The organism is Collinsella aerofaciens, assembly GCF_015670745.1.
Lineage (GTDB): Bacteria > Actinomycetota > Coriobacteriia > Coriobacteriales > Coriobacteriaceae > Collinsella > Collinsella aerofaciens_T.
The window spans coordinates 15,584-40,479 of the sequence record NZ_JADPCH010000012.1; the positions used below are offsets into that span (position 1 = coordinate 15,584).

General features: G+C 61.5%; 20 protein-coding genes. 2 read left to right on the forward strand and 18 right to left on the reverse strand.

Going from position 1 to position 24,896, the window contains the following annotated elements; translation table 11 throughout:
- Nucleotides 1–86 precede the first annotated feature (86 nt).
- From I4W07_RS05660 to I4W07_RS05690, 7 genes are all read right to left on the reverse strand, one after another.
- Complete coding sequence (locus I4W07_RS05660; protein WP_195363254.1) at nt 87–707, reverse strand: response regulator transcription factor; 621 nt, start codon at nt 705–707, stop codon at nt 87–89.
- On the reverse strand, nt 704–2,197 hold the full coding sequence (locus I4W07_RS05665) for a sensor histidine kinase (protein WP_328291087.1): 1,494 nt from the start codon (nt 2,195–2,197) through the stop codon (nt 704–706). Before I4W07_RS05665 ends, I4W07_RS05660 begins: the two co-directional genes overlap by 4 nt.
- 2 nt (nt 2,198–2,199) lie before the next feature.
- The gene (locus tag I4W07_RS05670; protein WP_196025897.1) at nt 2,200–3,999 is read right to left on the reverse strand and encodes a histidine kinase N-terminal 7TM domain-containing protein; all 1,800 of its coding nucleotides are present in this window, start codon (nt 3,997–3,999) and stop codon (nt 2,200–2,202) included.
- A gap of 253 nt (nt 4,000–4,252) precedes the next feature.
- Nucleotides 4,253–4,897, reverse strand: a complete 645-nt coding sequence (locus I4W07_RS05675; protein ID WP_161115218.1) for a DUF4867 family protein — start codon at nt 4,895–4,897, stop codon at nt 4,253–4,255.
- Between the two features lie 144 nt (nt 4,898–5,041).
- Nucleotides 5,042–5,530: an S-ribosylhomocysteine lyase gene (locus I4W07_RS05680; RefSeq protein ID WP_195503029.1), complete on the reverse strand. Its 489-nt coding sequence runs from the start codon at nt 5,528–5,530 to the stop codon at nt 5,042–5,044.
- 102 nt (nt 5,531–5,632) lie between these two features.
- Nucleotides 5,633–6,607, reverse strand: coding sequence for a nucleoside hydrolase (locus tag I4W07_RS05685; protein ID WP_138374336.1), 975 nt, complete (start codon nt 6,605–6,607; stop codon nt 5,633–5,635).
- A gap of 30 nt (nt 6,608–6,637) precedes the next feature.
- The gene (locus tag I4W07_RS05690; RefSeq protein WP_196025898.1) at nt 6,638–7,600 is read right to left on the reverse strand and encodes a ribokinase; all 963 of its coding nucleotides are present in this window, start codon (nt 7,598–7,600) and stop codon (nt 6,638–6,640) included.
- Between the two features lie 186 nt (nt 7,601–7,786).
- Here I4W07_RS05690 and I4W07_RS05695 point away from each other — a divergent pair, with 186 nt between their 5' ends.
- The gene (locus I4W07_RS05695) at nt 7,787–10,003 is read left to right on the forward strand and encodes an acyltransferase family protein (RefSeq protein WP_196025899.1); all 2,217 of its coding nucleotides are present in this window, start codon (nt 7,787–7,789) and stop codon (nt 10,001–10,003) included.
- A 544-nt stretch (nt 10,004–10,547) separates the two neighbouring features.
- Here the strand turns inward: I4W07_RS05695 and I4W07_RS05700 are convergent.
- The 8 genes from I4W07_RS05700 to trhA all read right to left on the reverse strand — a co-directional run bounded on the left by I4W07_RS05700 (nt 10,548) and on the right by trhA (nt 19,781).
- Nucleotides 10,548–11,744, reverse strand: coding sequence for an Nramp family divalent metal transporter (locus I4W07_RS05700; RefSeq protein ID WP_006235731.1), 1,197 nt, complete (start codon nt 11,742–11,744; stop codon nt 10,548–10,550).
- Nucleotides 11,745–11,818: 74 nt separating this feature from the next.
- Nucleotides 11,819–13,663 carry a magnesium transporter gene (locus tag I4W07_RS05705; protein WP_196025900.1) on the reverse strand — a complete coding sequence of 615 codons (1,845 nt, stop codon included), beginning with the start codon at nt 13,661–13,663 and terminating at the stop codon, nt 11,819–11,821.
- Nucleotides 13,664–13,983: 320 nt separating this feature from the next.
- Nucleotides 13,984–15,390, reverse strand: a complete 1,407-nt coding sequence (locus tag I4W07_RS05710) for a polysaccharide deacetylase family protein (RefSeq protein ID WP_230317503.1) — start codon at nt 15,388–15,390, stop codon at nt 13,984–13,986.
- A 72-nt stretch (nt 15,391–15,462) separates the two neighbouring features.
- Nucleotides 15,463–16,218, reverse strand: coding sequence for a PRC-barrel domain containing protein (locus tag I4W07_RS05715; RefSeq protein WP_196025901.1), 756 nt, complete (start codon nt 16,216–16,218; stop codon nt 15,463–15,465).
- The gene (locus tag I4W07_RS05720) at nt 16,218–16,607 is read right to left on the reverse strand and encodes a YtxH domain-containing protein (RefSeq protein ID WP_196025902.1); all 390 of its coding nucleotides are present in this window, start codon (nt 16,605–16,607) and stop codon (nt 16,218–16,220) included. Before I4W07_RS05720 ends, I4W07_RS05715 begins: the two co-directional genes overlap by 1 nt.
- 136 nt (nt 16,608–16,743) lie before the next feature.
- Nucleotides 16,744–17,589 carry a cyanophycin synthetase family protein gene (locus I4W07_RS05725; protein ID WP_230317504.1) on the reverse strand — a complete coding sequence of 282 codons (846 nt, stop codon included), beginning with the start codon at nt 17,587–17,589 and terminating at the stop codon, nt 16,744–16,746.
- Nucleotides 17,590–17,613: 24 nt separating this feature from the next.
- Nucleotides 17,614–18,987, reverse strand: a complete 1,374-nt coding sequence (locus I4W07_RS05730; RefSeq protein WP_196025903.1) for a hemolysin family protein — start codon at nt 18,985–18,987, stop codon at nt 17,614–17,616.
- 110 nt (nt 18,988–19,097) lie between these two features.
- Complete coding sequence (gene trhA, locus I4W07_RS05735) at nt 19,098–19,781, reverse strand: PAQR family membrane homeostasis protein TrhA (protein ID WP_196025904.1); 684 nt, start codon at nt 19,779–19,781, stop codon at nt 19,098–19,100.
- Between the two features lie 186 nt (nt 19,782–19,967).
- Between trhA and I4W07_RS05740 the strand changes: the two genes are divergently transcribed.
- Entirely contained in the window at nt 19,968–20,933 is a 966-nt protein-coding gene (locus tag I4W07_RS05740; protein ID WP_196025905.1) for an alpha/beta hydrolase, read from the forward strand.
- A 251-nt stretch (nt 20,934–21,184) separates the two neighbouring features.
- Here I4W07_RS05740 and I4W07_RS05745 read toward each other — a convergent pair whose 3' ends face one another.
- From I4W07_RS05745 to I4W07_RS05755, 3 genes are all read right to left on the reverse strand, one after another.
- Entirely contained in the window at nt 21,185–22,390 is a 1,206-nt protein-coding gene (locus I4W07_RS05745; protein WP_196025906.1) for a DUF362 domain-containing protein, read from the reverse strand.
- Between the two features lie 118 nt (nt 22,391–22,508).
- Nucleotides 22,509–23,714 (reverse strand): ABC transporter permease, encoded by a 1,206-nt coding sequence (locus tag I4W07_RS05750; RefSeq protein WP_196025907.1) that lies wholly within the window; start codon nt 23,712–23,714, stop codon nt 22,509–22,511.
- Nucleotides 23,701–24,888 (reverse strand): ABC transporter permease, encoded by a 1,188-nt coding sequence (locus I4W07_RS05755; RefSeq protein ID WP_196025908.1) that lies wholly within the window; start codon nt 24,886–24,888, stop codon nt 23,701–23,703. Before I4W07_RS05755 ends, I4W07_RS05750 begins: the two co-directional genes overlap by 14 nt.
- Nucleotides 24,889–24,896: the final 8 nt, after the last annotated feature.

A 24,896-nucleotide genomic window follows, 5' to 3' on the forward strand; every position in this document is an offset into this window, starting at 1 on the left:
TGGCGGACACATCCGCGCACTTGCCAGGCGGGGCCGCAGGAGATAATCCTGCGGCCCCGCCGCTTTATGCCGATGCGTAACGAGCGCTAGCGCTCCATGTTGGGAACGATGCTGCCCTCGGTCACCGCATGCACGGCCAGGCGCATGATGTTGTCGTAGCCGGTCTTGCTTAGGATCTCCGAGATGCGGCGCTTGATGGTGCCCTCGCTCATAAACAGCTCGGCCGCGATCTCGCGGCGGCTCTTGCCCTCGCAGGCAAGGCGCAAAATCGACAGCTCGACATCGTCGAGCGCCGCCGTACCCGAAAAAATGCTCTCAGGCGGCTTGGGAAACGTGCAATAGCCCGCCAGCGTGGAGCGCATCACGGCGAACAGCTCGTCGATACCGACGTTCTTGTACACAAAGCTATCGACGCCCGCCTCGCGGGCCTGATCGACAAAGGTGATCTCGGGCATGCCGGTCATGATAATGATGCGGCACTCGGGCAGCTGCTCCTTGATGCGCGCCGCCGCCACGATGCCGTTGGAATCATGCTCGGTGCACACGTCCATCAGTATCATGTCCGGGCGCTCCCTGAGCGCGACACCCAAGGCCTCGGAGGCATCGGCGATGGCGGAAACAACGGTCATATCGGGCTGGTCGCCAACGGAGCGCGCCAGGCTCTCGCGCAGGATGGCCTGGTCTTCGACTATAAGGACGCGAATCATGAACTTCTCCTTTGGACCGTGGCGTTGGAGGCGAGCGGGATGGACACCGTAAGCGTGAAGGGCGGGGCGGTGTGGACTTCCAGGCTGCCGCCCAGATTCTGTGCGACATGCCTCATACCTGGGATACCCGTTCCCTCACGATACGATACGGGTGCAGGCGCGCCGTCGTTAGAAACGGTCATCCGCGCAACAGCACCGTCTTCCGACGTCTCCTGCCACAGACGCACGTGGACCCGATGCGCCTGTGCATGCTTGGTGGCATTGGTCGAGGCCTCGCGGATAATCTGCAAAAATGCGGCGGCGACACGCGCGTCCTCAGGCAGCGCACCCTCAACATCGATCTGCACACTCACCAGGCCAAAGGCATGGACGATATATCCCAGTTGCTCTGCCGGTTCGGTGTCGCCCCCGCTGCGCAGATCGGCAGCGATTGAGCGCAGCAGCGGGTCGATCTGCTCGAGTGACTCGTCATCCAGGCGCCCCTCCTCCAGATAACGATGGAGGATGGACAGGCGCTGCCCGATCACGTCGTGCACGCGAGCGCGCATACGCAGATAGGCCGCATTGTCAGCAACTTTTTTGACTTCTTCGATCTGGGCTTGGAGCTCTTGGCCCGCAAGCTCAAGCAGGTGGTTGGCTTGCGCCAGGCGATCATGAGCATGCGCATACTCTGTTACATCCAGGCCGATAATGCGCTCGAAGAGGCGGCCCGAAACCATAACGTCATCGTGCACAAACAAGCGAATCTCGGCGGGAGAAACCTCGACCACCGCCCGCGCCTCACCAAAGCGGTCCAGATTAATCCGCACGCGGTTCTGGCTGCTTTCGGGCATTTGCATGCTGAGTTTGCGCAGGTCGTTCCATGTACCGCTCATATCGCCTAGGTCGGTGGGCATATGAAGCTCCACCAGGTTTTTTCGCATGCAGCGGTTCATGAGCAGCGGGCGGCCCCTCGGGTCCAGATACAGGATGCCCACGGGAATCACGTTGATGGTTTCGATCGTCGAGAACGCGGTGATATCCTCCTGGCGGTTGCGGACATCCATCAAGAGCGCCGCAATGGAGCGGAACAGGAAAAACGCTCCCTCTGCGATAAGGACCGTGGTCCACGCCGAGCCCATGGCAAGCACCACCGGCGGTGTCACGGCGGCAACGAGCAACAGTTCGGCCAGCATGACGGGGCGACGATAGTGCACCATAAGCACCATGCCGTAGGCAAAGATCACGGCATTGAGCCACAACGCTCCGCCCATTGCCCTGGCGCAAACGTCAAGCGGCGCCACCAGATATGAGCCAGACGACGCGAACAAGATGAGCGCCGAAATAATTAGGTGAAGCACAAGGCTCGCCTCGTAGGCACAAATCACCTTACGGTTATAGGACGAGCGGCGCGATGCGATGAGCGGGACGTGGATCGTCTGCAGACACGCAGCCAGGGCAAAGACAACATCGAGCGCAACGATTTGGGGAAGAATGAGCGAAATCTGCATCGTCACTCACCCGCCCTCGGCATCAAGACGATCATGCGCAGCTGGCCGGGCTCGCCCTCAAGGCGGTATGCCACGTTGCGCCCTTGCAGAGCGCTTTCGAGCTCTTGCGCAGCGGGCGTCTGCGAAAGATCTGCATCATCGTTGGAAAAAAGCGCGGCACGCAGCTCGACACTGCATCGGTCATGATCGCCCAAGTGATACATAAGCGCCGGATGGTCGGTGGTGTAGGCAAAAAACGCAAAGTCATACACGCAGTCGTACAGGGCGCTTACCGTACTGGCGTGCATCGGGCGCCGTATGGCGATAATCGAGGCGCAATCGATATCGATGGTGCGCAGGTCGCTTGCGAGCTCGTTGGCAATGAGCTGAATGCGGTCGCGATCAAAACCGCTCTCCCCGTGCTGTGCCAACGTGAGCGACCCCTTGCGCTTGCAATAGGCGACGAGCATCTTGGCGCGCTGCAGCATGCGGTAACGCTCGTGCGAAGACGATTCATCGGTCAACGGCGGTAGCGAGCTCAGCAGGTCGTACATCCCTTCGAGCGCGCGGGCAAGCGCCTGGTCCACGTCTTGGACCAGCAAGGTCTCGGCCTCTTGGTCTGCCAGGTGCGTCTTAAGGTCGTAGTCGGCGGCGAGCAGCTCGTTTTGACGCTGCAGCTCCATGCGACGATGTGCCAGTTCACGGTTAAGCTCGTTGAGATCCGACACGTCTTGGGCAAGCAGGGCCGATCCGCCCAGCAGTGGAAAGGCACGGTACATCACATCGGGATCGGACGCCACGGCAAAGGCATGGGCGCGGCCGTGCGCCTGGGTCCGCAACTCCTCGCGCACGCCTACCGGCATTGGCTTTGACACTGGCGTGGCATAGACTTCCTGCAGGTCGCGCGTTAGAACTTTGAGGTCAAGCGGCAAGGTGTCGAAAATGCCGGCGATGTCGTGATATGACGGAATGACACCGCAATCGAGACAGATTTCCATCGCCGCCACGCACAAGACGCAATAGATGAGCGAGAAGTTGAGCCTCCATGCCCAGGGCACGCGCAACGCATATGAGATGGCAAAGAACGCGCCGCCCAGCAGCACGAGCGCCGCCGTGCCCGAGAAACGTTGGATGCGAAAGGACGAGGACCGGCCCACCAGGATAAAAAAGGCCACAAAGTTAAAGGCCGTCCACACGAGGACGGCGAAATAACCCCAGCCGTACGTGTAATCGTTGCTCCAGGTGTCGCTTGTACGGTCAAAGTGGAAGACCTGCTGGTGAAAATCGTTGGTGAGCACAAATCCGATAAGCAGGATAGCCACAATCCACAGCGCAGCGCAGTAGCGGCGACCCAGGCGGTGTTGCTCCAGGCCCGCAAGGCGCAGACCACACAACTGGTAGAGCAGCGGAATGAGTGTCATGGGCACGTAGTACAGGTACCACAGCACGGTGGCATAGAACGGCGTGAACGACTTGTACTTGAGAATGACTTCGATCATCCACAGGGCGCAGATGGTGGCGACGGCAACAAGGCGGCGGCGCAGCACATAGTCCAAACAGCGCAGATAGACCGATACGCCCCAGATCGAAAATATAATTGCGGCGACAAGCAGCGGGAGAGAGCTCGAGTGGGCGAGCGCATCCACGACCTCTTCGGACACCTCGCTATAGGCGGGCACGGCGTTAGAAAGTTTGGGGTCGAAGGCGAACAGCGCCGGCAAGACTGCCAAAAGCATGAGGAACAGCGCGGTGATGGCGCCGGCGATAGCAAAGACGCGGTGGCGGTACACCTGATGTGTTATGCCAACAAGGAATCTCGGCATGGCGAAGAGCCTGCCGCCCCTGGGATCCGCAGCCGGTGCGGTCCGGGCGGCCGCGTGGCCGATATGTCGCTCGCGGGTACCCATAGTGCTTTTAGTGTACCGACAGATGGGTCGAAAAAGCGGGCCGCATGTCCCAAAATCCGCAGACGGCAAGGCGCCCGGCAGCCTCCCCCGTCTGGCACTCCCCGATATCCGCCCGCCCCAAACCACCGCAAAGGAGACAGGCACCTTTGTGGTGGTTTGGGGCGATGCGCTAGTCCACGGTGATGTCGAGATTTTTGCCGATGAGGCCTACGTAGCCGCCTTCGGCTGCCTTGGGGCTGTCAGCATGGCAGAGGACCCACTTGTCGGCCTTCCAGTAGCAGTAGCTGTCGCCGGCCGCAGGCATGTCGGCCGCGACCTCGGGGCGCGGGCCGTTGGTGCCGGCGGGCAGCGCCACCATCACCTGGAAGCCACCGTCGTCGACCATGCACGGCGTGTAGTGGAGCGTGGTGTTGAAGACTTCGACGACCGTACCCGCCGGCACGCGAAACGCCTTGACGCACGCGGTGTCGAGCTTGCCGTCCTCGATCTCCCAGCGATGCGCCACGAGCAGGATAAAGTCGCGAGCGCCCAGGTTGAATTCGCTCGCGCGGTGATACTCCAGGCAGTTGAGACGCGTATTGTGGCCGTTGCACCAGCCGAGCTGGAAGGGACGGCCACCAAACATGAGAAAGCCAAGCTTGTCGGCATCCTTGACGTCCTCGAGCTCCGGCGCACTTGCAACGTACTTGCTGCCCTCGGGAATGGGCGTGGCAGAGAGCGCCTCGAGCACGGGCGACGTGAGCTCGGACGGAACGTTATCCCAAACGTTGCCATAGGACTTGAACTCGGGATCGTTGACAGAGTAGATATGCATGTTCGCTCCTGTTCGTTTATGTGACAGTATGAACATTCTAGAACAAACATAAGCGATTTTAAACACTCGTCCCGACCACTCAGCAAAAAGGCACCCCCGCATAAGCGAAGACGCCCAATGCGCGCGTTTTGGGCGATAAAGCTCTTACGCCTGCTGATAGTGCAGATGCTTCTCGTCGATATCGGCCAGGTCGCGGTCGAGGTAGCGGCGCGCAAGCCAGTTGGCCATGGGGAGATTCTGGTCCAGGTAGTTACCGCATTCCCCGGGAGCGGCACCGGGGACATCGCCCTCGAAGCCGGCGACAAACTCAAACAGCTCGCGGACGAGCGGCAAGACCTTCTCGCTCGTCAGCTCGCCAAAGACAACCAGGTAAAAGCCCGTGCGGCAGCCCATGGGGCCAAAGTAGACAATGCGGCTCGACCACTCGGCATGATTGCGAAGGAACGTCGCGCCCAGGTGCTCGATGGTGTGGCACTCGGCCGTGTTCATGACCGGCTCCTTGTTGGGCGTGGTCAGGCGCAGGTCAAACGTGGTGACGGCGGCACCGGTCGCCGGATCGCGGTCGATGCGGCTCACATACACGCCGGGCTCAAGCAGCAGATGATCAACGGAAAAGCTGGCGATGCGCTCCATGGCAGATCCTCTCGATAGTCAAATTGGGACGGGGCTCTTTTAGCTGGTTCGATTGGTCGCACCAATCATACCAGTCAAAAAGCCCCGTCCCAAAAAGACAACTTAGCCAAGGACACGGGCCATACGCGTCTTGAACTCGGACAGGAAGCGCGGAGCATCCACGGTCAGTGCCACAAGCGCGCTCTTGTCCGGATCGGACAGGCGACGCTCATCGCAGATGGTGCGACCGCGGTACTCGCCCAGCAGATCAACACGCAGGTTGCAGCCGAGCGCACCTACGAGCGTGGGGTCGATCGCCACGGCAACGGCCAGCGGATCGTGCAGCGCGCAACCACCCAGGTAGGGTGCGTTCATCTCGTACGAGCCAATGTAGTGCTCGACCATGCTCGCAAATGCGCAGCCCGCCATGGTGCCCGAGCCCGTCCAGCCGGCAATGTCGCGGCGTGTGAGCACCACGCGATGCGTCACGTCCAGACCCACCATGGTGAGCTTACGGCCCGAGCGCAGCACCGCGTCGGCTGCCTCGGGGTCGCTCGCCATATTGGCCTCGGCGCCCGCGCTCACGTTGCCGGGCACGGTAAGGGCGCCGCCCATCACGACCACGCGGCCGATGGACATCATCGCCGCCGCATCGCGCTCCAGGGCGAGCGCCAGGTTGGAGAGCGGGCCAGTCGCTACGTAGACCAGATCGGGACCATAGGTGCGCGCGGCATCGATCAGATAATCGACCGCAGCGTTGCCGTCGGCCGAGGTCGCCCCCACCGGCTCGTAGGGCGACGCGGGCACGCTCGCGCCGCCGATGCCGTTCTTGCCGTGAATGAGCGCGGTGGACGCCGGCGGCGTATAGGGCTCAGTCGCTTGCAGAGGACGGTCGGCACCCAGGTACACCGGAACCTCGGGGCGACCCAGCAGATCGAGCACCGCCAGGCAATTGTGCGCCGATTGCTCGACGCGCACGTTACCAAAGCACGTGGTGATGCCCACGAGCTCCACCTCGGGGCTCGCGATGGCATAGGCCAGCGCCATCGCATCGTCAACACCCATATCCAGATCAAGGATCAGCTTCTTGATTGCCATTGTTCTACTCCGCTTCTCCGTCTTTATCGTTTAACCAAACCAATGTTCAACTTCGGCGCGCGTGGGAATCGATTGCTGAGCGCCCAGGCGCGACACCGTCACTGCCGAGGCGCGAGCACCCGCGGCCATGCACTCAAAGAGCGGCAAGCCCTCTAGGCGAGCCGCCGCCAACGCGCCGATAAACGTATCGCCGGCGGCCGTGGTATCGACTACCGTACTCGAAAGTGCCGGCATGCGCAGCAGCTCACCGCCATCGCCGAGCGTAACCGAGCCGGCACCGCCCAACGTGATGACCGCAGCTCCGGCACCCTTGTCGAGCAGCGCATTGAGCGCGGTGACGCAACTCGCGTCATCCGTGGGCAGAATGCCCGTCAGCACCTGGCACTCGGTCTCGTTGGGGCAGACCAAGTCGACCGCAGGCCAGACCTCCGCAGGCAGCTCGCAGGCGGGCGCTGGATTAAAGACCGTATAGAACCCCAGCTCGTGAGCGCAAACAAGCGCCTCGGCCGTCGCTGCAAGGTCACATTCGCCCTGGGCGATAAAGACGCTTCCGGCAGCCGGGGCAATCTCGCTGGCGTCGCCGTCGAGCTCATGAGCCACCAGACGCCTCAGCGCGCAGGCAACGTCCGCGCCCGCAAGCGCATGGTTGGCGCCCGGTGACAGTACGATGCGGTTGTCGCCCTCGCAGCGAATGATGGTCGCCGTTCCCGTCTCCACGTCATCGCGATGCATTACAAAGTCACAGTCCACGCCGGCGTCTTGGAGCCCCACCACGAGCGACGCGCCGAACGCGTCGCGACCGACCGCGCCGATCATGTGCGTGCACGCGCCCATACGCGCGGCAGCTACGGCCTGATTGGCGCCCTTGCCGCCGGCGTTGGTGATAAACCCGCTGCCGCCGACGGTCTCGCCCGCGCGCGGTATGCGCTCGCACGCCACCGAAAGGTCCATGTTCATGCTGCCGAACACCGCAACGATGCCGCGATCTGCCATGGAAACCTCCTCATCTGCGGGCTTTGCACCCACCGTCGACCGTCGATTGCGCGCCTTCGCACCTCTATAACTTTAGTTCACTTTGATGTGAACGCACCCTTGAGGTTGCGCCAGCAGCAAGCATTCACAGGAGCAGGCAGCTACAATGAATACGTGCTGATTATTCTCGTCATTGGATGATGTTTTATGGAACAATTCTCGCAATCGGGCTCGCGCGGTCGACGCCGCACGGGCAACGAGCCGGCGCCGCACGAACGCGTGAAGAGCGAACGCCGTGCCAACGAGCCGCGACGCACCACGAGCCCCCATCGCGCTTCTGCCAACAACGCGGGCCGCGCCAACACTCCCGCCGCGGAGCAGACGCCTGCTCGCCCCAAGTCCCGCTACATCCCTGCCCTTGACGGCCTGCGCACGCTTGCCGTCGTCGCGGTGGTGCTCTATCACCTCAACCTCACGTGGGCGCAGGGCGGTCTGCTCGGCGTCACGATCTTCTTTGTGCTTTCGGGCTATCTGATCACACGCCTGCTACTCAACGAAGTCGCTAAGACCGGCCGTATCGACCTCAAGAGCTTCTGGATCCGCCGCATCCGTCGCCTGGTCCCCGCCGTGGTGACCGTCGTGGTGGTGACCTGTGCGCTGTGCACCGTCTTCAACCACGTGATGCTCACCAAGATGCGCCCCGATATCCTGCCGTCGCTGCTGTTCTTCAACAACTGGTGGCAGATTGCCCAAAACGTCTCGTACTTCAATGCTCTGGGCGACCCCTCGCCGCTCACGCACTTTTGGTCGCTTGCCATCGAGGAACAGTTCTACCTGATTTGGCCGCCACTGCTGTTTGCCATGGTATCCATGCATGTGAGCAAACCCAACACGCGCCGCGTGGTTCTGGGCCTTGCCGTGGTATCTGCCCTAGCCATGATGGTGCTTTACAACCCTGTCGCCGACCCCAGCCGCGTGTACTACGGCACCGACACCCGCGTGTTCTCGCTGCTGCTGGGTGCCTGGATGGCCTTTATCCCCGATCGCGACCTGGCGCCGGTGCGTCTCGCTCATCGTTTGGGGCTCAATCGCCTGGCTGGCGCCGCCAAGCACGGCAAGAACGCCGAGGGCAAACCTGGCGAGAAGGCCGACGAAGCAGCCGAGACCGGCCCGGCACAGCCGAGCGCCCTCGTGCGCTTTTGGTCCTCGCCCGCATCCATCGATGTGTTGGGCCTCGTGGGTCTGGTTGGCCTTGCCGCCATGGTCGCGCTCACCAACGGCTACACCGCGTTCCAGTATCGCGGAGGCACGCTGCTGTGCTCGATCCTCACACTCATGGTCATCGCGGCCTGCGTGCAGCCCCAGGGAATGGTTGCCCGCGCGCTGTCCGCCGAGCCGCTCGTATGGGTTGGCAAGCGCTCGTACAGCATCTACCTGTGGCACTATCCCCTGCTGTTGCTCATGAACCCGGTCGCCAACATCAACGATACACCGTGGTGGCAGTACATTTTGCAGGTGCTGTTGGTGGTCGCCGTGGCCGAATGCTCATATCGCTTTATCGAGACGCCGTTTAGGAAGGGCGCCTTTGGGCGCACCGTTGCCGAATTCCGCGATGGCACCACCACGCCCGCCAACTGGGCACGCACGCACGTCCCCGTCTGCGCAGCCTGCGCTGTCGTATTGGTCGTTGCACTGGGCGGCCTGATCTTTGTGCCCGAGACGTCTGCGCTGAGCGGCGAGGGCGCCGAAGTCCTCAACAAGGAAGCCAAGAACACCGCGCCCACCGACCAGCAGGCGGCCGACGACACCGACAAGGACAACGACGGCTTCCCCGATGGCTCCTACGATCTGCTTATGATCGGCGACTCCGTGTCGCTGCGTGCCGTAGACACCTTTGACGGTGTGTTCCCGCACAGCCATATCGATGCCGAAAAGGGCCGCCAGTTTGATGCGGGCCGCGCGACATTTGAGGGCTATATCCAGCAGAACCTTGCCGGCAAGATCGTGGTCTTTGCACTGGGCACCAACGGCTTGGTAACCGACGACCAGATCGACGCCATCATGGACGATGCAGGAGATAAGCGTATTGTGGTGTTTGTGAACACGCGCAGCCCGCAGCCGTGGGTTGGCTCTACCAACCAGGCCATCGCTAACGCCGCTACGCGCTACAAGAACGTGCGCGTTATCGACTGGTACGGATACAGCGCCAACCGCAACGACCTGTTCGATGGCGATGGCACGCACCTATCGACCACTGGCGTGACTGAGTACCTCAACTTGATCCACGATGCCGTCAAGAAGGACCTGCCCGTGCATCCCGAGGATCACGTCAACGATCCGCAGCCGGCAGCCGTCAAGTCTGCCACCGACGCACTCGTCAATGCGCTTGCCTTCAAGCCGCACAAGCTGGGCACCGACAAGTAACCTGCAGCGCAAACTTCCCACATCCGGAGGGGGCGTCTGCCGTGGCAGACGCCCCCTCCGGCAGTTAGGGACGTTCCTTATGTGCCGGTACCTAGGGACACTCCTGGCGCAGCCAATGAAGACCTCTACGGATGAATTCCAGGCCGCTCCGTCGCTCCAGACATCGTTTCCGCGCCTCGTGCCTGCCCCAAACAATCAAAACAAGCCCTTTTCGCCGCACCCTCAAAGGTCTGTGGGCAAAAAAGGGCAAATATGAGTACTGTTACCATTTTAGTAGCAGGCAAAACCACCCAAAATGACGTCCGAGCGACCCCTACAACCCCCTAAAGCAGCCAACCTGACTGGTTTAAGGCGTATTGGAGCCAATTTTAATGAACATACTAAAGGCTATGTTCATTATCTTTTAGGATGTAAATGCTATTCACTTAGCAACAGTACTCATATTTGGCATTTTTTGTCCATTGCTATATAACTAACACCCTATAGCAGACAAAAAACAGGCCGCAGCCCATCGCTGCGGCCTGTTCGGAAGCAAAAGTGGGCGTTAAGCGCTGTAGCCCATCGCCTGCAGAACAAACATGACGACCGTGAGCACCGTAATCACACCGATAGTCGCCCAAGTGAGCACATTCCACACGCGGCCGTTGCGGTTGGCACCCATAATGTGACGGTCGGCTGCGATAACCACCTGGAACACCAGAACCACGGGCAACAGCACACCATTGATGACCTGTGAGGTCATCATAATCTGGAACAGATCGACGCCGGGCATAAGCACCAGCACGGCAGAGATACCGATGATGGCCGTAATGATGCCGCGATAGACCGGGGCCTCGTCCCAGCTGCGGTCGGCACCGCGCTCCCAGCCAAATGCCTCGCAGATAGCGCTCGACGTAACGCCCGGCAGCACGCAGGCAGCCAAGAAGCTCGCCGCGACCAGGCCCGAGGCAAACAGTACCGTGGACCACTGACCCGCAATAGGCTCCAACGCGCGGGCGGCATCGGCAGCATCGCTAATCTGAATACCCGCCGGGAACAACACCGTACCGGTCGTGATGATAATAAAGCCGGCAATGACATCGGCGGCAAGCGAGCCGCTCACGGTATCGATGCGCTGCAGCACGATATCGTCCTCGCCCGCGTTCTTGTCGACCACGTTGTTCTGCGCCAAGAAAATCATCCACGGCGCGATGGTGGTACCGATCGTTGCGACCACGAGCGACACGTAGCTGGGGTCATTTTGAATGTTAGGCACGACCAGGTCGACCGCGACCTCACCCCAGTTGGGGCCAGCCATAAACGCGGCGACAATATAGGTCACGAACACGCAGCTCACCAGCAGCAGAATCTTCTCGATGCGCTGGAAACTACCCGACATGGTAAGCATCCACACCAGCAGCGCTACCAACGGCACCGAGATGCTCGCCGGCACGCCAAAGAGAGCAAGGCCGCTGGCGATGCCCGCGAACTCCGAAATGGTCACAGCCGTGTTGGCGATCAACAGCGCCGCCATAGCAAGTACACTCTTGCGCACGCCAAAGCGCTCGCGAATGAGCGATGCCAGGCCCTTGCCCGTGACGCAGCCGCAGCGCGCCGCGGTCTCCTGCGTCACGATGAGCAGCACAGTCATGACGGGAAGCATCCAGAGCATCTTGTAGCCATAGCTGGCGCCCGCGCTGGAATACGTTGCAATGCCGCCGGCGTCATTGCCCGAAAGCGCCGCCAGCAGACCGGGACCCATAGCGCCAAAGATGGCCGCGATTGTCAACTTTTGCTTGGTGCCCGACTTTTGCTTGGTATTTTGCACGCGACCACCTAACCCATGACTGACATGGTGAGCAGCACCGCGGCGATGCAGTACGCCACACACGAGATCATGACGGCAATGACGTTCATGGCGGTGCCCGACGTATTGAGGTCGTGCTCGTCACGCCAGAACAGCACCATCAGGTAAATCACGGCACTCATGTTGCCAATCAGGCAGACGATGGCCGCGATGTTAAAGCAGCCGGTAAAGAGTTGCTCCTCAAACATAGGCGCGTCGAGGAACGCGGCGGTGCGCACCAGCTGGGCACACAGGTAGGTCACGAGCGACAGAATCAAGCCCATGCCCGTACTCTGGAAGAAAAATCCCAGATACGGCTTGGGCTCATCGTCATGGCCGTCGTATTCCAAGAAGTAGTTCTTGACGAACGACACCATACGCGAGGCAGCCAGCAGCACGAGCGGCATGGCGCACATGGGGAACACCACCAGATGCGCAGAGCCAAGCGCCGTCCCCAGCACTGTTGCCATGATGCACGAGGCAATGCCCCATACGACAACCCAGTACTGGCGATGCACAAACCAGCTGAGCACATTCGTCGAATCGTCAGACGCGCTATCGCCCGAGCCGACGCCTGCGATCTGCAGGTCCTCCTGGTGCTCCTCGGCGATAACGTCCATGGCGTCGTCAAAGGTCACGATACCCAAGATGTGACGATTCTCGTCGCAAACGGGGATGGCGACCAAGTCGTACTTGGTCATCTCGTCCGTTACGTCTTCCTGGTCATCGTCGGGCGATACATAAACCAGGTCGCGATAGGCCAGCTGGCCCAGCGTGGCGTCGCGGTCGGCCACGATGAGCGTGCGCAGCGAAAGCACGCCGGTGAGCATGCCGCTCGGGTCCTCGGTATAGACGTAGTAGACGCTCTCGAAGTCCTCGTCGAGCTTGCGAATCGCCTCGATGGCGTCACCGACCGTCGCCGTAGCGGGCAGGGAGACAAACTCCGAGGTCATGATACGGCCGGCGGTGTTGTCCTCATAGCCCAGCAGGTTACGAATCGCCTTCTCCTCCTGAACGCCCATCAGGCGCAAAAGCTTCTCGGCCTTCTCGTAATCGAGCTCGTCGATCAGGTCGGCGGCGTCGTCCGGGTCCATCATGGCCAGCATCGACGATGCGTCCGTGTCGGACAGGCCCTCGAGCATCTCGGTCATAAGCTCGTCGTCATCGAACTCCGAGATGGCCTCGGCGGCCTGGGCGGTATCGAGTTGCGCGAACACCTGCGCACGCAGGCGCGGGTCGAGCTGTTCGATAATGTCGGCAATGTCGGCAGGGTGCAGCTCTCCAAGCGTCTTGTGCGACACCGAAAGCTGGATGTTTTTAGTCGAACGATCGAGCAGGTCCATGTAGGACCAGGCGATGATATCCTCGCCGAGCGGTTTGCCCAGGTGCTTCATAAAGCCCTCGACGACATGCTCGAGTGTGGGGCTGATCGCGCGCAGCAGACCGCGGGCGCCAACTTCGGCACCCAGCAGGCGCAGCTGATTTTCGCCCGACATGGAAAACTTGATGTCGTTTACGCGCACGACCTTCATGCCCTGCGTGTCGACAATCTGTTTGTTGAGCACGTCGCGCGCGAGCAAGAGTTCGGTCGGCTGCAGGTACGAAAAACGGATTTCGGTGGCCGGCGACTTAAGGTGCACACCAGTCTCGTCGATACGGTCGACCCATTTGCGCCAGCTGATCATAAATGGCGTCTTGCCGGGTCCGCGGAACGCGAGCGACGTCACGTGCGGAAAAACTTCGCCGGTAGCAATGCCAAAATCGTTCACAACGCCGAGCTTTTCGCCATCGACGTCCAAGACCGGCAGTTTGAGCATCTCACTCAGATAATTCACTGGTGCTCCCCATCATTATTCCTTCGGACTGCGGCCATACCGGCACGCCATCCGTGGACTTTTAGATATGTATACGCATGCGCGGGCGGCACGCCGCTCGGCGCTCACACCCCGTGCATGCGCAAGAAGCACCTGCAAGGGGTCATCGACTGTATGGTCGAGGTTTGGATTTCACCTGTAACCTTTCTCTTGACCCTTGTTATCCGCAGTAACTATAGCATCAGCATCGCGCTGTGGCGCCAAATTTATGCTCCAAACATCACGGGCATACCAAACGCCGACGCATCCGTGACATAGTCATTGGGGACGTTCTTAAATAACTAGTCTGTGGTGTCGTCATCTTCGGCGAGCTGGGGGAACACGGCGTTTTTGGGCATGGTGACCTTCGCCAGCGAGTTGAGCTTTTTGCTCAGCGATGCGTCCGTCTTGACCAGATCGCTCAACGTCACGATTTTGTAACCGTCGGCAATAAGCCCGTCGATAATCTGCGGCAGCGCCACGAGCGTCTGCTCGGCACATTCATCACTGTCGGTCAGCAGCACAATGTTGCCCGGCGTCACCGAATCGAGCACCGTCGAGACCTGCTCGTCGGCACCGTTGAGCAGCCAGTCGCCCGAATCGATATTCCACGAGACCACGGCAGACGCCAGGTCCATCGCATCAATCCAGTTTTGCTCGTCAAAGGCTGCGTAGGGAGCGCGCAAAAGCATCGTCTTCACGCCGGTCGCGGACTTGATCGCCTCGGTGCCCTTCGAAATCTGCTCGCGCACCGCGTCGCGGTCCTGACCCTTGAGCGACTCGTCGCGGTAGCTGTTGGAGCCGACTTCGCACCCGGCATCGACAATCGCCTTGGCCGTGGCAGGCGAGGCCTCGGCCGCATCGCCCGACAGGAAGAACGTCGCAGTGACGCCCTTTTCCTTGAGCACCTGCAAGATCTGCTTGGTCGCGCCGCTCGGGCCCTCATCAAACGTCAGCGCCACGTACTTTTCGTTGCCCTTGGGCGCCACGCTCGCGCACTCGACCACGCAATCGGTGGCGGGCACGACCTCGCCACGGTCCTGCGTCTTGCCCGACTGCTCGCCGACCCACACCTCGGAGCGGCCCTGGATGCCCCACGTCTTGACGTACTCGATGGCACCCGTGCCCTCGACCTTGAGCTTGGGCTCGATAACCGTCGCCTGGACCTCGTGCTTCTCATACGTGTCGCGGCCGTCCTTGACCGTCACCTTCTCGCCGCCCGTAAGCTCGCGGCTTTTCCACTTGCCCTGTTTTATGCGCTTGCCGTCCACCTTTACCGACAGCTTTTCGCCGCCATGACGGGTCAGCACGCTGTCGTCAACAGCCAGCAGGTCCCCGGCATCGTAGGTATCGTCCAGCTCCTGGTCGTCGATGAGATTTTGCAGCGTAGAGCCGACGCGCACCGCAGTCTCCTGGCCATTGAGGACGACATCCACGCTGCGGTTGACGTAGCCCACGACGGCAGTGATAAACAACACGAGCGCACAACCCACGGCAATAAGCGCATAGGGCAGGCGAGACGAACGACGGGGCGTGCGGCTGTTGCCGATGCGAGCGCTGCGGTCGCTAAAGCCGCGGCTATGGTTGAGATACATCGCGCCGGGCTTACGGTGACGCTTGCGCTGACCGCTGGGCAGCTGCCCCAGGTCGCGGCGCGCCGTCGGACGCGCACCCGAGCGCCTGTTTAAGTTAGATCCGTTTTGACGCATGTGCCCTCCCCCATAAACGCAGCAAGCCGGAGCAACAGGTCTCCGGCTTGTCTCCCGTCATTTGGTACGTCGCTATTTGCTAGCTTTCGACGAGCCCCCGCTCGCCTTTTGATATTCGTCCTTAAAGGCCTTGAACATACCGCGCGTCTTGCCGAGCTGCTTGCCCAGCGCGCGGCTGCCCTTGTCCACGGCGACCGAACCCTTGTCATCGAGCACCTTGGCGCCCTTCTTGACCTTATCGCCCACCGCGACGCTTGCCTCGGCAGCCTTTGCAGCGGCACCGCCCGAATACCCGAGCGACTTGACCTCGTCCGAAACGATCATCGCGCCGTCCGCATAGCCGCGCAGCATCGTCGGCGGCATCTGCGTGTCGCCCACCAGCACACTCGAAGCAGCACCAGCGGTCACGTAGAACGTCTGCACGACACCCGAACGCGGCTTGAACTCCACATCCGAGCAATAGCCCACGACATCGCCCGACTCCGTGCGCACGTCCATGCCAACCCAGATAATGCAATCGTCCAGGTTGATGTCGAGGCGCTTGGCCGCAGCGGCATCGTAGGTGCCCTTGACGTCGTCAACCGCGATGGCGCCCTCGTAGACGCCAATGGCATCGAGCGCCACAAATCGGTCAGGGCGCTCGATCATGCCCGCGATATCGGACTGGCGAACCATAAAGCCCACCACGCGCGTACCGCCCGGGGTAAAAACCGGAAAGTGAATCTTGCCGAGCTTTTTAGGGCTGCGCGGCGTGCCATCTTTTTTGGTGCGCTTATCCTCGGTAGGCTTGCGATAGATCTTGGCGCCGACAAAATCCCCGGCGCGCATTATGCCTCGGTCGAAGGCTCCGCGGCCTCGGTGTCGGCCTCAACGGCGTTTTCGACCACGACATCGGCGGCGGGCGTCACGTTGCCGCCCGAGATGGCGTCGTTGAGCTGCTCCCGCAGCTGGTCCATGCGCTCGCGGGCAAGGTCAACCTTGGCACGCAGGTCATCGGTCTTGGCGTCAACCATCGGGCCAAAATCGTTGACCGCGGCACGGGCCCCCTCGGCACCGTGCTCGTAGGTGTCGCGCATGTTATCCCAGGCGTCGTTGGCGATATCGGCAGCCATGGCGCGGGTCTCGGCGCCCGAGCGCGGAGCCAGGGCGACGCCGATGATGGCGCCGGCGGCAGCACCGAAGAGCGCACCCGAGATAAAGTTGAAAGTCTTACCCATGTTCATTCCTCTCCTGCGGGCACCTCGGCGCCCACCGTTTGAATGCTGTCCATTATACCCGCAGCACTGCGCTTGCCGTCTTGCTCATCTGCGTACGGTAAAGGCGCAGGTACATGATGGTGATAAGCGAGTGAGCCTACTCCTGCGGCACGGCCGGCATGGCCACCGTGGCGGCCGGGTCTTCGCCGGCGCCGTCAACGAGCGGCAGCGTTCCCTCGTGCGCGGGGGCAACCAGAGCCGTCGCCGCGCCACCGTAGACGGCAGCGGGGGCCTCGTGGCTCTCAGCGGTCGCGCCCTCGGTATCGATTGCCTCCTGCGGCACGTCGTCAAAGTTCGGGACGCCCTGGGGCTCCGCGGACTCGGGCTCGGAAGCCGCCTCGGCAGGCGCCTCGTCGACAGGATCGACGGCAGCCACGGCAGGCGCCTCGCCCTCGGTCGCGTCCCCGGCCTCGTCCTCGGCGTTCGCGGCGGCGACGGCCTCGTGCGGATCCTTGCCCTCGGCCTCGGCACGCATGCCCAGCACCAGGTTGCGCAGGCCCGCGACCGTACCGTCCACATCGGGAGCGGGCTGGTCGGCATGCAGATAGGCCCAATCCATCATAAAGGTCGCCGAAGACAGCGCGCCGATGGCCAGCGCGTCGTCGGGACACGAAAGCTCGACCTCAAAGACACGCTCATCGTGCTCGCTCACACGAGTGCGGCCGCACGAAATGCTGCCGGCAAGCCCGGTCTCGTTCATGAGCTCGACCGTCACGTGCTCCAGCAGATGGCAAAGCTCGGTCTGGCCCATGCAGTCCTGGAACTCGCGACCGGAATCGCCCAGGCACAGATGCTTGGCAATCGCGGGCACCAGGTAGTACACGCGCGCCGTGGCTTCGATGTCCTCCGAGGTCATGAGCGGCATGCCGGGGTTCACCAGCACATGCGCGCAGATCTTGTCCTCGCTGACGGTGACCTTAAGGATGTTGAACAGGCCTGCCATAACTCTCCCCTACTCTTCCTTGCCCTACTCGTCGCCGTCGTGCGGGTCCGCAGAGCCCGCACCCGACACCGTCGGCTTATCTGCCGAGGGCTCGGAATCCTTCTTATCGGTTTCGGCCGGAGCGATCACGCGAATGAGCGAGATGCGCTGGCCACGCATCGACTGCACCTTAAACTTGTACCCCGCGACCTCAAACACCTCTCCGATGTCGGGTACCGAGTCGCAAAGCTCCAAAATCCAGCCGGCGATGGTCTCATAATCATCGCTTTCCTCGAGCGGCCAACCAAGCTCAATCGCGTCATCGCACGAAAAACGCCCATCGACGAGCCACTCGCGGCGCGAAAGGCGCGTGAGGTACTTGTTGTCGGGGTCGAACTCGTCCTCGATCTCGCCCACGATCTCCTCGACGATGTCCTCGATGGTGATGATGCCGGCCGTGCCACCGTACTCGTCCACGACCACTACGATCTGGTCGTGCGAGGTCTGCATCTCGGACAGCAACGGCAGGATGTCCTTGGTGTCGGGCACAAAGGCGGCGTCGCGCAAAAAGTCGGCGATGGGCTGGTCGCCCTTGCCGTCGAGCGAAGGCTGGATCAGGTCCTTGATGTGCGCGATGCCGGCGACGTTGTCGGGATCCTCGTGATAGACGGGGATGCGGCTAAAGCCGGTCTGGCGCATGGTGGACAACACGTCGGCGACCGTCTCGTCGTCCTCGCACATGGTAGTGTCCACGCGCGGCACCATGACCTCGCGGGCAACGGTGTCGCCCAGGTCGAAGATCTCGTGGATCATGCGCTTTTCCTCGTCGAGCAGGTCGTCCTGCTCCGAGACCATGTACTTAATCTCTTCCTCCGAGACGTTTTGGCGGTCGTCGGCGCTTTTAATGCGCAGGATGCGGGCCAGGCCATCGGAGCAAGCGCCGGTCAGCCACACGAGCGGACGGGCGATCTTTTGGAACACGGAGAGCGGTCCCACGACCTGCTTGGACACGCCCTCGGCGTTGGCCAGACCGATGCGCTTGGGCACAAGCTCGCCAATCACGATGGACACGAAGGCGACCGCAACGGTGATGATGACCGGCGCCAGGCCGCGCGCGATGGCAGAGAGCGGCGCGATGCCAAAGCTCGTGAGCCACGTGGCAAGCGGGTCGGACAGGCTCGTCGAGGCGACGGCAGACGAGGCAAAGCCCACGAGCGTGATGGCGACCTGGATGGTGGCGAGCAGCTGGTCGGAATCGGCGGCCAGCTTAATGGCGCGCTCGGCGCGCTTGTCGCCCTCCTCGGCCTCGTGCTCCAGCACGGCGCGCTTAGCCGTGGTGAGCGCCATCTCGGACATGGAGAAGTAGCCGTTGATGAGGGTCAAAACGAGGGTGGTGATAAGGGAGATGGTTATGTCCATCGGGAGTTTCTCGAACCTCCAAGATTCGGGACGTTAGGGTAAAACGTTGATGACAGATACGGCAATTGCACCGGCGCCCAAACGAGGACGCGGGCGCGCGGACATGGTCGCTAGATTACGAAGAGGATCACCGCCATGAACTGGAAGATGCTGCCGGCGAGCACCCACAGGTGAAACACGCTGTGCAGATAGCGCACGTTTTTGGCGATATAGAACGGCACGCCCGCGGTGTAGCACACGCCGCCGACGGCGAGCAGGGCAAGTGCCACGGGGTTGAGCAGCGCCACGAGCTCGGGCAGCTTAAAAACGACGAGCCAGCCCATCAGCAGGTAGACCAGGCCGCTTACCCAGTGCGGTTGACGCTCACGCATAAAACACTCGAGGGCGATGCCGACAATGGCAATAGCCCACACGGCAAAGAACAGCACAGCGCCGCCGTCGTTTGCGAGCGTGATGAGGCAAAACGGCGTATAGCTGCCGGCTATGAGCAGGTAGATGCAGCTGTGGTCGATAATGCGGAACACGCGTTTAGCGCCCGCGGGCTGAATCGCATGGTAGAGCGTAGAGGCTAGGTATTCGAGGATAATGCTGACGCCATAGACAATTGCCGCGGCCATGTGGGCCGGGCCCCCGCCGCGCAGGGCGGCGAATACGATCAGGAGCACCAGGCCCGCGATACCCAGCAGGCAGCCGACACCATGGGTGACGGAGTTCATGATCTCCTCGCCCACCGTGTAGTGTGGAACGGCCGCGGTCTTGGGTCGCGGCTTAGAACTGTCGCTCGAATCGGACATGCCGGTTACATCCTCCAACGTAAAGAGTTCTCAACACTATATCAAAGCGTCTAGGTACGTGCGAAATTTGCACCATACGTGACCCTTTGTTTACCCATTCTTTGCCTGTTGACGCATCAACGGCGAACGTCCATAATGCGCTTGCATTAAATGTTGATGTATTAACATCTTATAGGAAAGCTTCTTATGTCTCAAAACGCACGTTCCCATCGAAAGCTCAAGATAGCCGGCGTCGTTGCGCTGGTGCTCGTTGTCGCGCTGCTGGGGTTTGCCGGCAACTTTTTGTTTGACTTTGCCCTGAATCCCCAAGCGCCCTACACCATGAAGATGATGCAGGATAGCAAGAACGACAAAGAAGGCGAGCAGCCGGATGCCGAGGAAACCGAGGCGCGGGCGTGGTTTAAAGAGAATCGCGAGAGCAGCAGCCTCACCGCAGATGACGGAACCGAACTTGCCGCTTGGTATTTTGCCGCCTCGGAGAACACCCACGATTACGCCGTCTGCCTGCATGGATATACCAACGAGCCCATCGGCATGGCCCGATACGCCAAGCGCTTCCACGACCGCGGCATGAACGTGCTTGCGCCTGCCGCCCGCGCCCACGAGCGCTCCGGCGGCGACTATATCGGCATGGGCTGGCCCGAGCGCCTCGATATCGTCGCATGGATCGAGCAAATCGTTCAGGCTGACCCCGAGGCGCGCATCCTGGTCTTTGGCGAGTCGATGGGTGCAGCAACCGCTATGAACGTGGCGGGAGAATCTCTGCCCGCAAACGTGAAATGTATTATCGAGGACTGTGGTTATACGAGTGTTTGGGACGAGTTTTCTCTGCAGCTCAAGGACGTGTTCGGCCTGCCCAGCTTTCCCTTGCTCGATGTAGCAAACTTGGTGTGCAACGTGCGCGCGGGCTACGACTTTCATAAGGCGAGCAGTGTGGAGCAACTCAAACACGCGACGGTTCCCATGCTGTTTATCCACGGCGACCAGGACACCTTTGTGCCGTACGACATGCTCGACCAAAACTACGACGCGTGCGCCAGCAAAGTCAAGCAAAAGCTCACCATCCATGGCGCCACCCACGCCAAGAGCGCGCAAGTTGACCCCGAGCTCTACTGGAACACAGTCAACAACTTCCTCGACGAGTATTTTTAGGCAAAAAGCAACGTCTGGGGCTTTATCTGACCCCCTATTTTCGAAAGTATGCGGTAAAATCTGGAACTGCCGACCAGACCGCAGTTTTACCAACAATTTATCAGGGGTTTTGTTGCCAAAAAACGTCGTGTGCTCGGCGGTCTCGAAATTTGCCGCATACTTCCGAAAAGCCGCCCGTGAGCGCTGTGCCCACGGGCGGCTTTTGCTCTACTTGCGCCAGAAAAGCGCTTCATTTGTCCAATAACTAGGCGCTACTTGACCTCGATGAGCTCGTACTTGCTCGTGCCCAGGCCGATCTTCTCGGCGTGTGCGATACAGGCGCGCCAGTCGGTGTCGGGATGCGTGATGCAGAAGGGGTCCTTGGCCTGCTCGCCCTCCAGATGCTCGTGGTTGTGCTCCATCTTAGCCGCGCTATCGGTGAGCTCGGTGTTGGGCAGCGGCTCGGACGCCATGACGGCATCGGCACAGGCCTGGTCGATGGCGACCGGGTCGAAGCTCGCGAACATGCCGATATCGTTGACGATAGGCGTGTCGTTTTCGGGATGGCAATCGCAGTTGGGGCTGATATCCATGGCAAGCGAGATGTGGAAGCTCGGGCGGCCGTCGACGACGGCCTTGGTGTACTCGGCGATCTTGCAGTTGAGCACGTCGGCCGCAGCGTCATAGCCGGGCTTGATGCAGTCCTGGTTGCATGCCGCAATGCAGCGTCCGCAACCCACGCAGCGATCGTGGTCGATGGCGGCCACGTGCACCGTGCGGGTGTTGCCGTTGGCAAGCTCGCGCTCGCGGGTATCGTCAAACGAGATGGCGTTGTGCGCACAGATCTTTTCGCAGGCACGGCAGCCAACGCAGTGCTCGGTCGCGACGTTCGGCTTGCCGGCGGCATGCTGCTCCATCTTGCCGGCACGGCTGCCGCCACCCATGCCCAGATTCTTCATGGCGCCGCCAAAGCCTGCCTGCTCATGGCCCTTAAAGTGGGTGAGGCTAATCACGATATCGGCATCCATGAGTGCCTGACCGATCTTGGCCTCGCGCACGTACTCGCCGCCCTCGACCGGGACGAGCGCCTCGTCGGTGCCCTTGAGACCGTCGGCGATGATGATCTGGCAACCCGTGGCATACGGGGTAAAACCGTTCTGGTAGGCGGTGTCGATGTGCTCGAGCGCGTTTTTGCGGCTACCCACATAGAGCGTGTTGCAGTCGGTGAGGAAGGGCTTGCCGCCCAGCTCCTTCACGACATCCGCGACGGCGCGAGCGTAGTTGGGGCGCAAAAAGCTCAGGTTGCCCAACTCGCCAAAGTGAATCTTGATGGCGACGAACTTGTTCTCAAAGTCGATCTGCTCAATTCCGGCGTGACGGATGAGGCGCTTGAGCTTGTCGAGCTGGCTCTCGCGAGCATGCGTGCGCAGGTTGGTGAAGTACACCTTAGCGGGTGCTGCGGGTGCAGTTGCGGTCATAGATCTATCCCCTCGGTCTATATGGCGTTACAGACATAAGAGGATGGTACCCGTTAAAGTAGGGTCAAAGTCAAGCGCGACACCTAGTCATTGGGGACGCTCTTAAATGACTAGGTGGCTAGACGCGGAATTTGGTGCGTGCGAGGGCGAGGCCTGCGGCGGCGATGGCCACGGCGAAGAGTGCCGTGACGCCCAGGTCGCAGGCGATGTCGCCCAGCACGGTGGACGTTAAATCCGAGGCGAGCGCCTTGCTGATCGCGTCGTTCACCCAAAACGTCGGCACAAAGTGCGCCACCGTCTGCACGGCCGATCCCATGAGCGACAGCGGCATCCAGGCGCCGCCCAAAAACGTCATGAGCATGCCAAGCAGGTTGCCCACGCCGTTGAGCAGCTCCTCGCGCGCGCCCAGGCTCGACAGCGCAAAGCCAACGGCAAGCGGCGTGCACGCCAGGGCAAACGTTGCTGCCAGCGCCAGGCACACGCGCCCCACGCCGACCTCGGCGACCGCGACGGCAAAGCCCACGACGCCCATCATGCTCGACACAAACCAGATGCAGACGGTAAGCACGGCGGCAGCCGCGAACACGGCGAGCGAACGCCGGCGCTCGGAGATTGGGCCGGCCTCCATGCGGCGCACGCGCTCGGGCTCGTTCATGCCCGAGAACACCAGTCCCACCGACACGATGACCGACGAGATAATCGCGTACGCACCAAAGTTGAAGTACGACTCGAGCGTGGCGGCGGCAGTCGAGTCAACCTTGACCTGCTCGACCTCGACCTTGGCGCGCTTCGCGGCGGCATGCTCGGCCGCCTTGGCAACATCGCCGTTGGGGGCAGCGGGCTCAAGCGCGGCCGCAGCGCCCGCGAGCGAGATCCAGCGCGAGGCCTCGGCAGACGAAAGCGCCGCTGCCATGGTGCCGGCGCCGTAGGTCACATCGAGCTTGGGCAGAGACTCCCCCGCGCGGGCGGCTGTAACAAGGTCGCCCTCAAACCCCTCCGGAATAAAGAACACGCAGTCGGCGCTACCCTTGGCGCTGTTGCTCTTGGAGAGCGCGTCCGCAAGGTCATAGGTGTCGTCGCCGACGCCCGTGACCAGCTCAAAACGCGAACCCAGATGCTTGGCAAGCGCACGCGAAAGGTCGCTATTGTCGCGGTCGACCACGATCACGTTGGTGTCGTAGGGCTTGTACTCGGTGAGCTGCGACGAGTTCCAGCTCACCGATGCCGCGATGAATACGCCCATGAGCGAGATGAACACCGTATAGATGAGCAGGTAGAACGGGTGCGCCAGCGCCATGCGAAGCGCGGTCTTAAAGGTGCTCATAGCGGCTCCTTCCAAAGATCAGCGTGGCGGCGGCAACGAACAGCAGCGCCATCAGGACGAGCGCGCCGGCGCGAACGGCAAAGGGGCTCAGGTCCTCAAAGAAATACAGGCGGTTGAACATGTCGCAGATGAGCTTGACGGGGTTGAGCCAGCACTCGGCCGGGCAGGCGCGGGCGACGTCGTCGGCAAGTGCCATCGCCGGCTCGCCGTAGAGGCCGGCGAACAAGGCGCACGTGGTGGCAAAGCCCGTGAGGATGCCCGACTTGGGCGCCTTGCCGCCCTTAACGGGAAGCGTGCCCACAAAGAGCCCCAAGCCCGTGGCGGCAAGCGCGGAAGCGGCACCGCCCACCAGACACAGCCCATCGCGCCCGCCAAAGTCGACGCCAACGACTAGACGCACGTAGCCAATCGCAATCGCCATCGAGGCAAAGGAGACCAGCCACGAGCCCACAAAGATACCGGCTAGCGACGCCGTCTTGGAAAGACCGCCCACGCAGCGGCGCGCGCCAAGGCCCGACAGATTGGGCTGCAGGTCAACGACGCTCAAGGCGGCAAACTCGGCAGACATCATCGCGACCAGGCCAAAGAGCGCGTAATAGTAGATGACCGTGCCGTCGGGCGTGGTGCGTGTCAGGCTCACGCGGCGGGTTCCACCCTTGAGCGACAGGGCGCGCGCAACCGCCTCCGGGTCGGCGAGCGCCGCCGGGTTGTCTTGGGCAATCTGGGACATGAGCTCGGCATTTTGTGTATACGAGCTTGCCACCGTCTCCAGAATGCTGCGGTCGGTGAGCACCGTCGACGCACGCGAGCTGTCATAGCTCGAAAGCAACGTGAGTTTGGGCGCGCCCGCATCGTCGACCGCATAGATGCCCGTGACCTCGCCGGCCTTGAGCGCACGGTTCGCATCGGCTGCGTCGTCGTACTCGTGGATCTCGAGCAGTTGATCGTCGCCCTCCTTGGCAAGCGACGTCGCCACGTCCTTAAAGGTCGAGGCGTCCCAGGCTTCGTCCGCCACGACGGCAACCGGCACCGGGTCGACCGTGCCGTCGGAGCTCAGATTCGCAAACATAAACATGAACATCGTGGAAAGCGCGACGGGAAAGACCGCGCCCCAAACCCACGTGCTCGGCCGACGCAGCAGCGTCTTAACCGTGGTGATGATGGTGTTGAACATGGCTGCCC

Excerpts from the sequence above, each read along its gene's own strand:
- I4W07_RS05750 (WP_196025907.1), bottom strand. The coding sequence starts at position 23,714 with ATGAGCACCTTTAAGACCGCGCTTCGCATGGCGCTGGCGCACCCGTTC.
- I4W07_RS05755 (WP_196025908.1), bottom strand. The coding sequence starts at position 24,888 with ATGTTCAACACCATCATCACCACGGTTAAGACGCTGCTGCGTCGGCCG.
- I4W07_RS05695 (WP_196025899.1), top strand. The coding sequence starts at position 7,787 with ATGGAACAATTCTCGCAATCGGGCTCGCGCGGTCGACGCCGCACGGGC.
- I4W07_RS05670 (WP_196025897.1), bottom strand. The coding sequence starts at position 3,999 with ATGCCGAGATTCCTTGTTGGCATAACACATCAGGTGTACCGCCACCGC.
- I4W07_RS05730 (WP_196025903.1), bottom strand. The coding sequence starts at position 18,987 with ATGGACATAACCATCTCCCTTATCACCACCCTCGTTTTGACCCTCATC.
- I4W07_RS05745 (WP_196025906.1), bottom strand. The coding sequence starts at position 22,390 with ATGACCGCAACTGCACCCGCAGCACCCGCTAAGGTGTACTTCACCAAC.
- I4W07_RS05660 (WP_195363254.1), bottom strand. The coding sequence starts at position 707 with ATGATTCGCGTCCTTATAGTCGAAGACCAGGCCATCCTGCGCGAGAGC.
- I4W07_RS05675 (WP_161115218.1), bottom strand. The coding sequence starts at position 4,897 with ATGCATATCTACTCTGTCAACGATCCCGAGTTCAAGTCCTATGGCAAC.
- I4W07_RS05685 (WP_138374336.1), bottom strand. The coding sequence starts at position 6,607 with ATGGCAATCAAGAAGCTGATCCTTGATCTGGATATGGGTGTTGACGAT.
- I4W07_RS05720 (WP_196025902.1), bottom strand. The coding sequence starts at position 16,607 with ATGGGTAAGACTTTCAACTTTATCTCGGGTGCGCTCTTCGGTGCTGCC.
- trhA (WP_196025904.1), bottom strand. The coding sequence starts at position 19,781 with ATGTCCGATTCGAGCGACAGTTCTAAGCCGCGACCCAAGACCGCGGCC.
- I4W07_RS05665 (WP_328291087.1), bottom strand. The coding sequence starts at position 2,197 with ATGCAGATTTCGCTCATTCTTCCCCAAATCGTTGCGCTCGATGTTGTC.
- I4W07_RS05725 (WP_230317504.1), bottom strand. The coding sequence starts at position 17,589 with ATGGCAGGCCTGTTCAACATCCTTAAGGTCACCGTCAGCGAGGACAAG.
- I4W07_RS05700 (WP_006235731.1), bottom strand. The coding sequence starts at position 11,744 with ATGGGTCCCGGTCTGCTGGCGGCGCTTTCGGGCAATGACGCCGGCGGC.
- I4W07_RS05715 (WP_196025901.1), bottom strand. The coding sequence starts at position 16,218 with ATGCGCGCCGGGGATTTTGTCGGCGCCAAGATCTATCGCAAGCCTACC.
- I4W07_RS05690 (WP_196025898.1), bottom strand. The coding sequence starts at position 7,600 with ATGGCAGATCGCGGCATCGTTGCGGTGTTCGGCAGCATGAACATGGAC.
- I4W07_RS05680 (WP_195503029.1), bottom strand. The coding sequence starts at position 5,530 with ATGGAGCGCATCGCCAGCTTTTCCGTTGATCATCTGCTGCTTGAGCCC.
- I4W07_RS05740 (WP_196025905.1), top strand. The coding sequence starts at position 19,968 with ATGTCTCAAAACGCACGTTCCCATCGAAAGCTCAAGATAGCCGGCGTC.
- I4W07_RS05710 (WP_230317503.1), bottom strand. The coding sequence starts at position 15,390 with ATGCGTCAAAACGGATCTAACTTAAACAGGCGCTCGGGTGCGCGTCCG.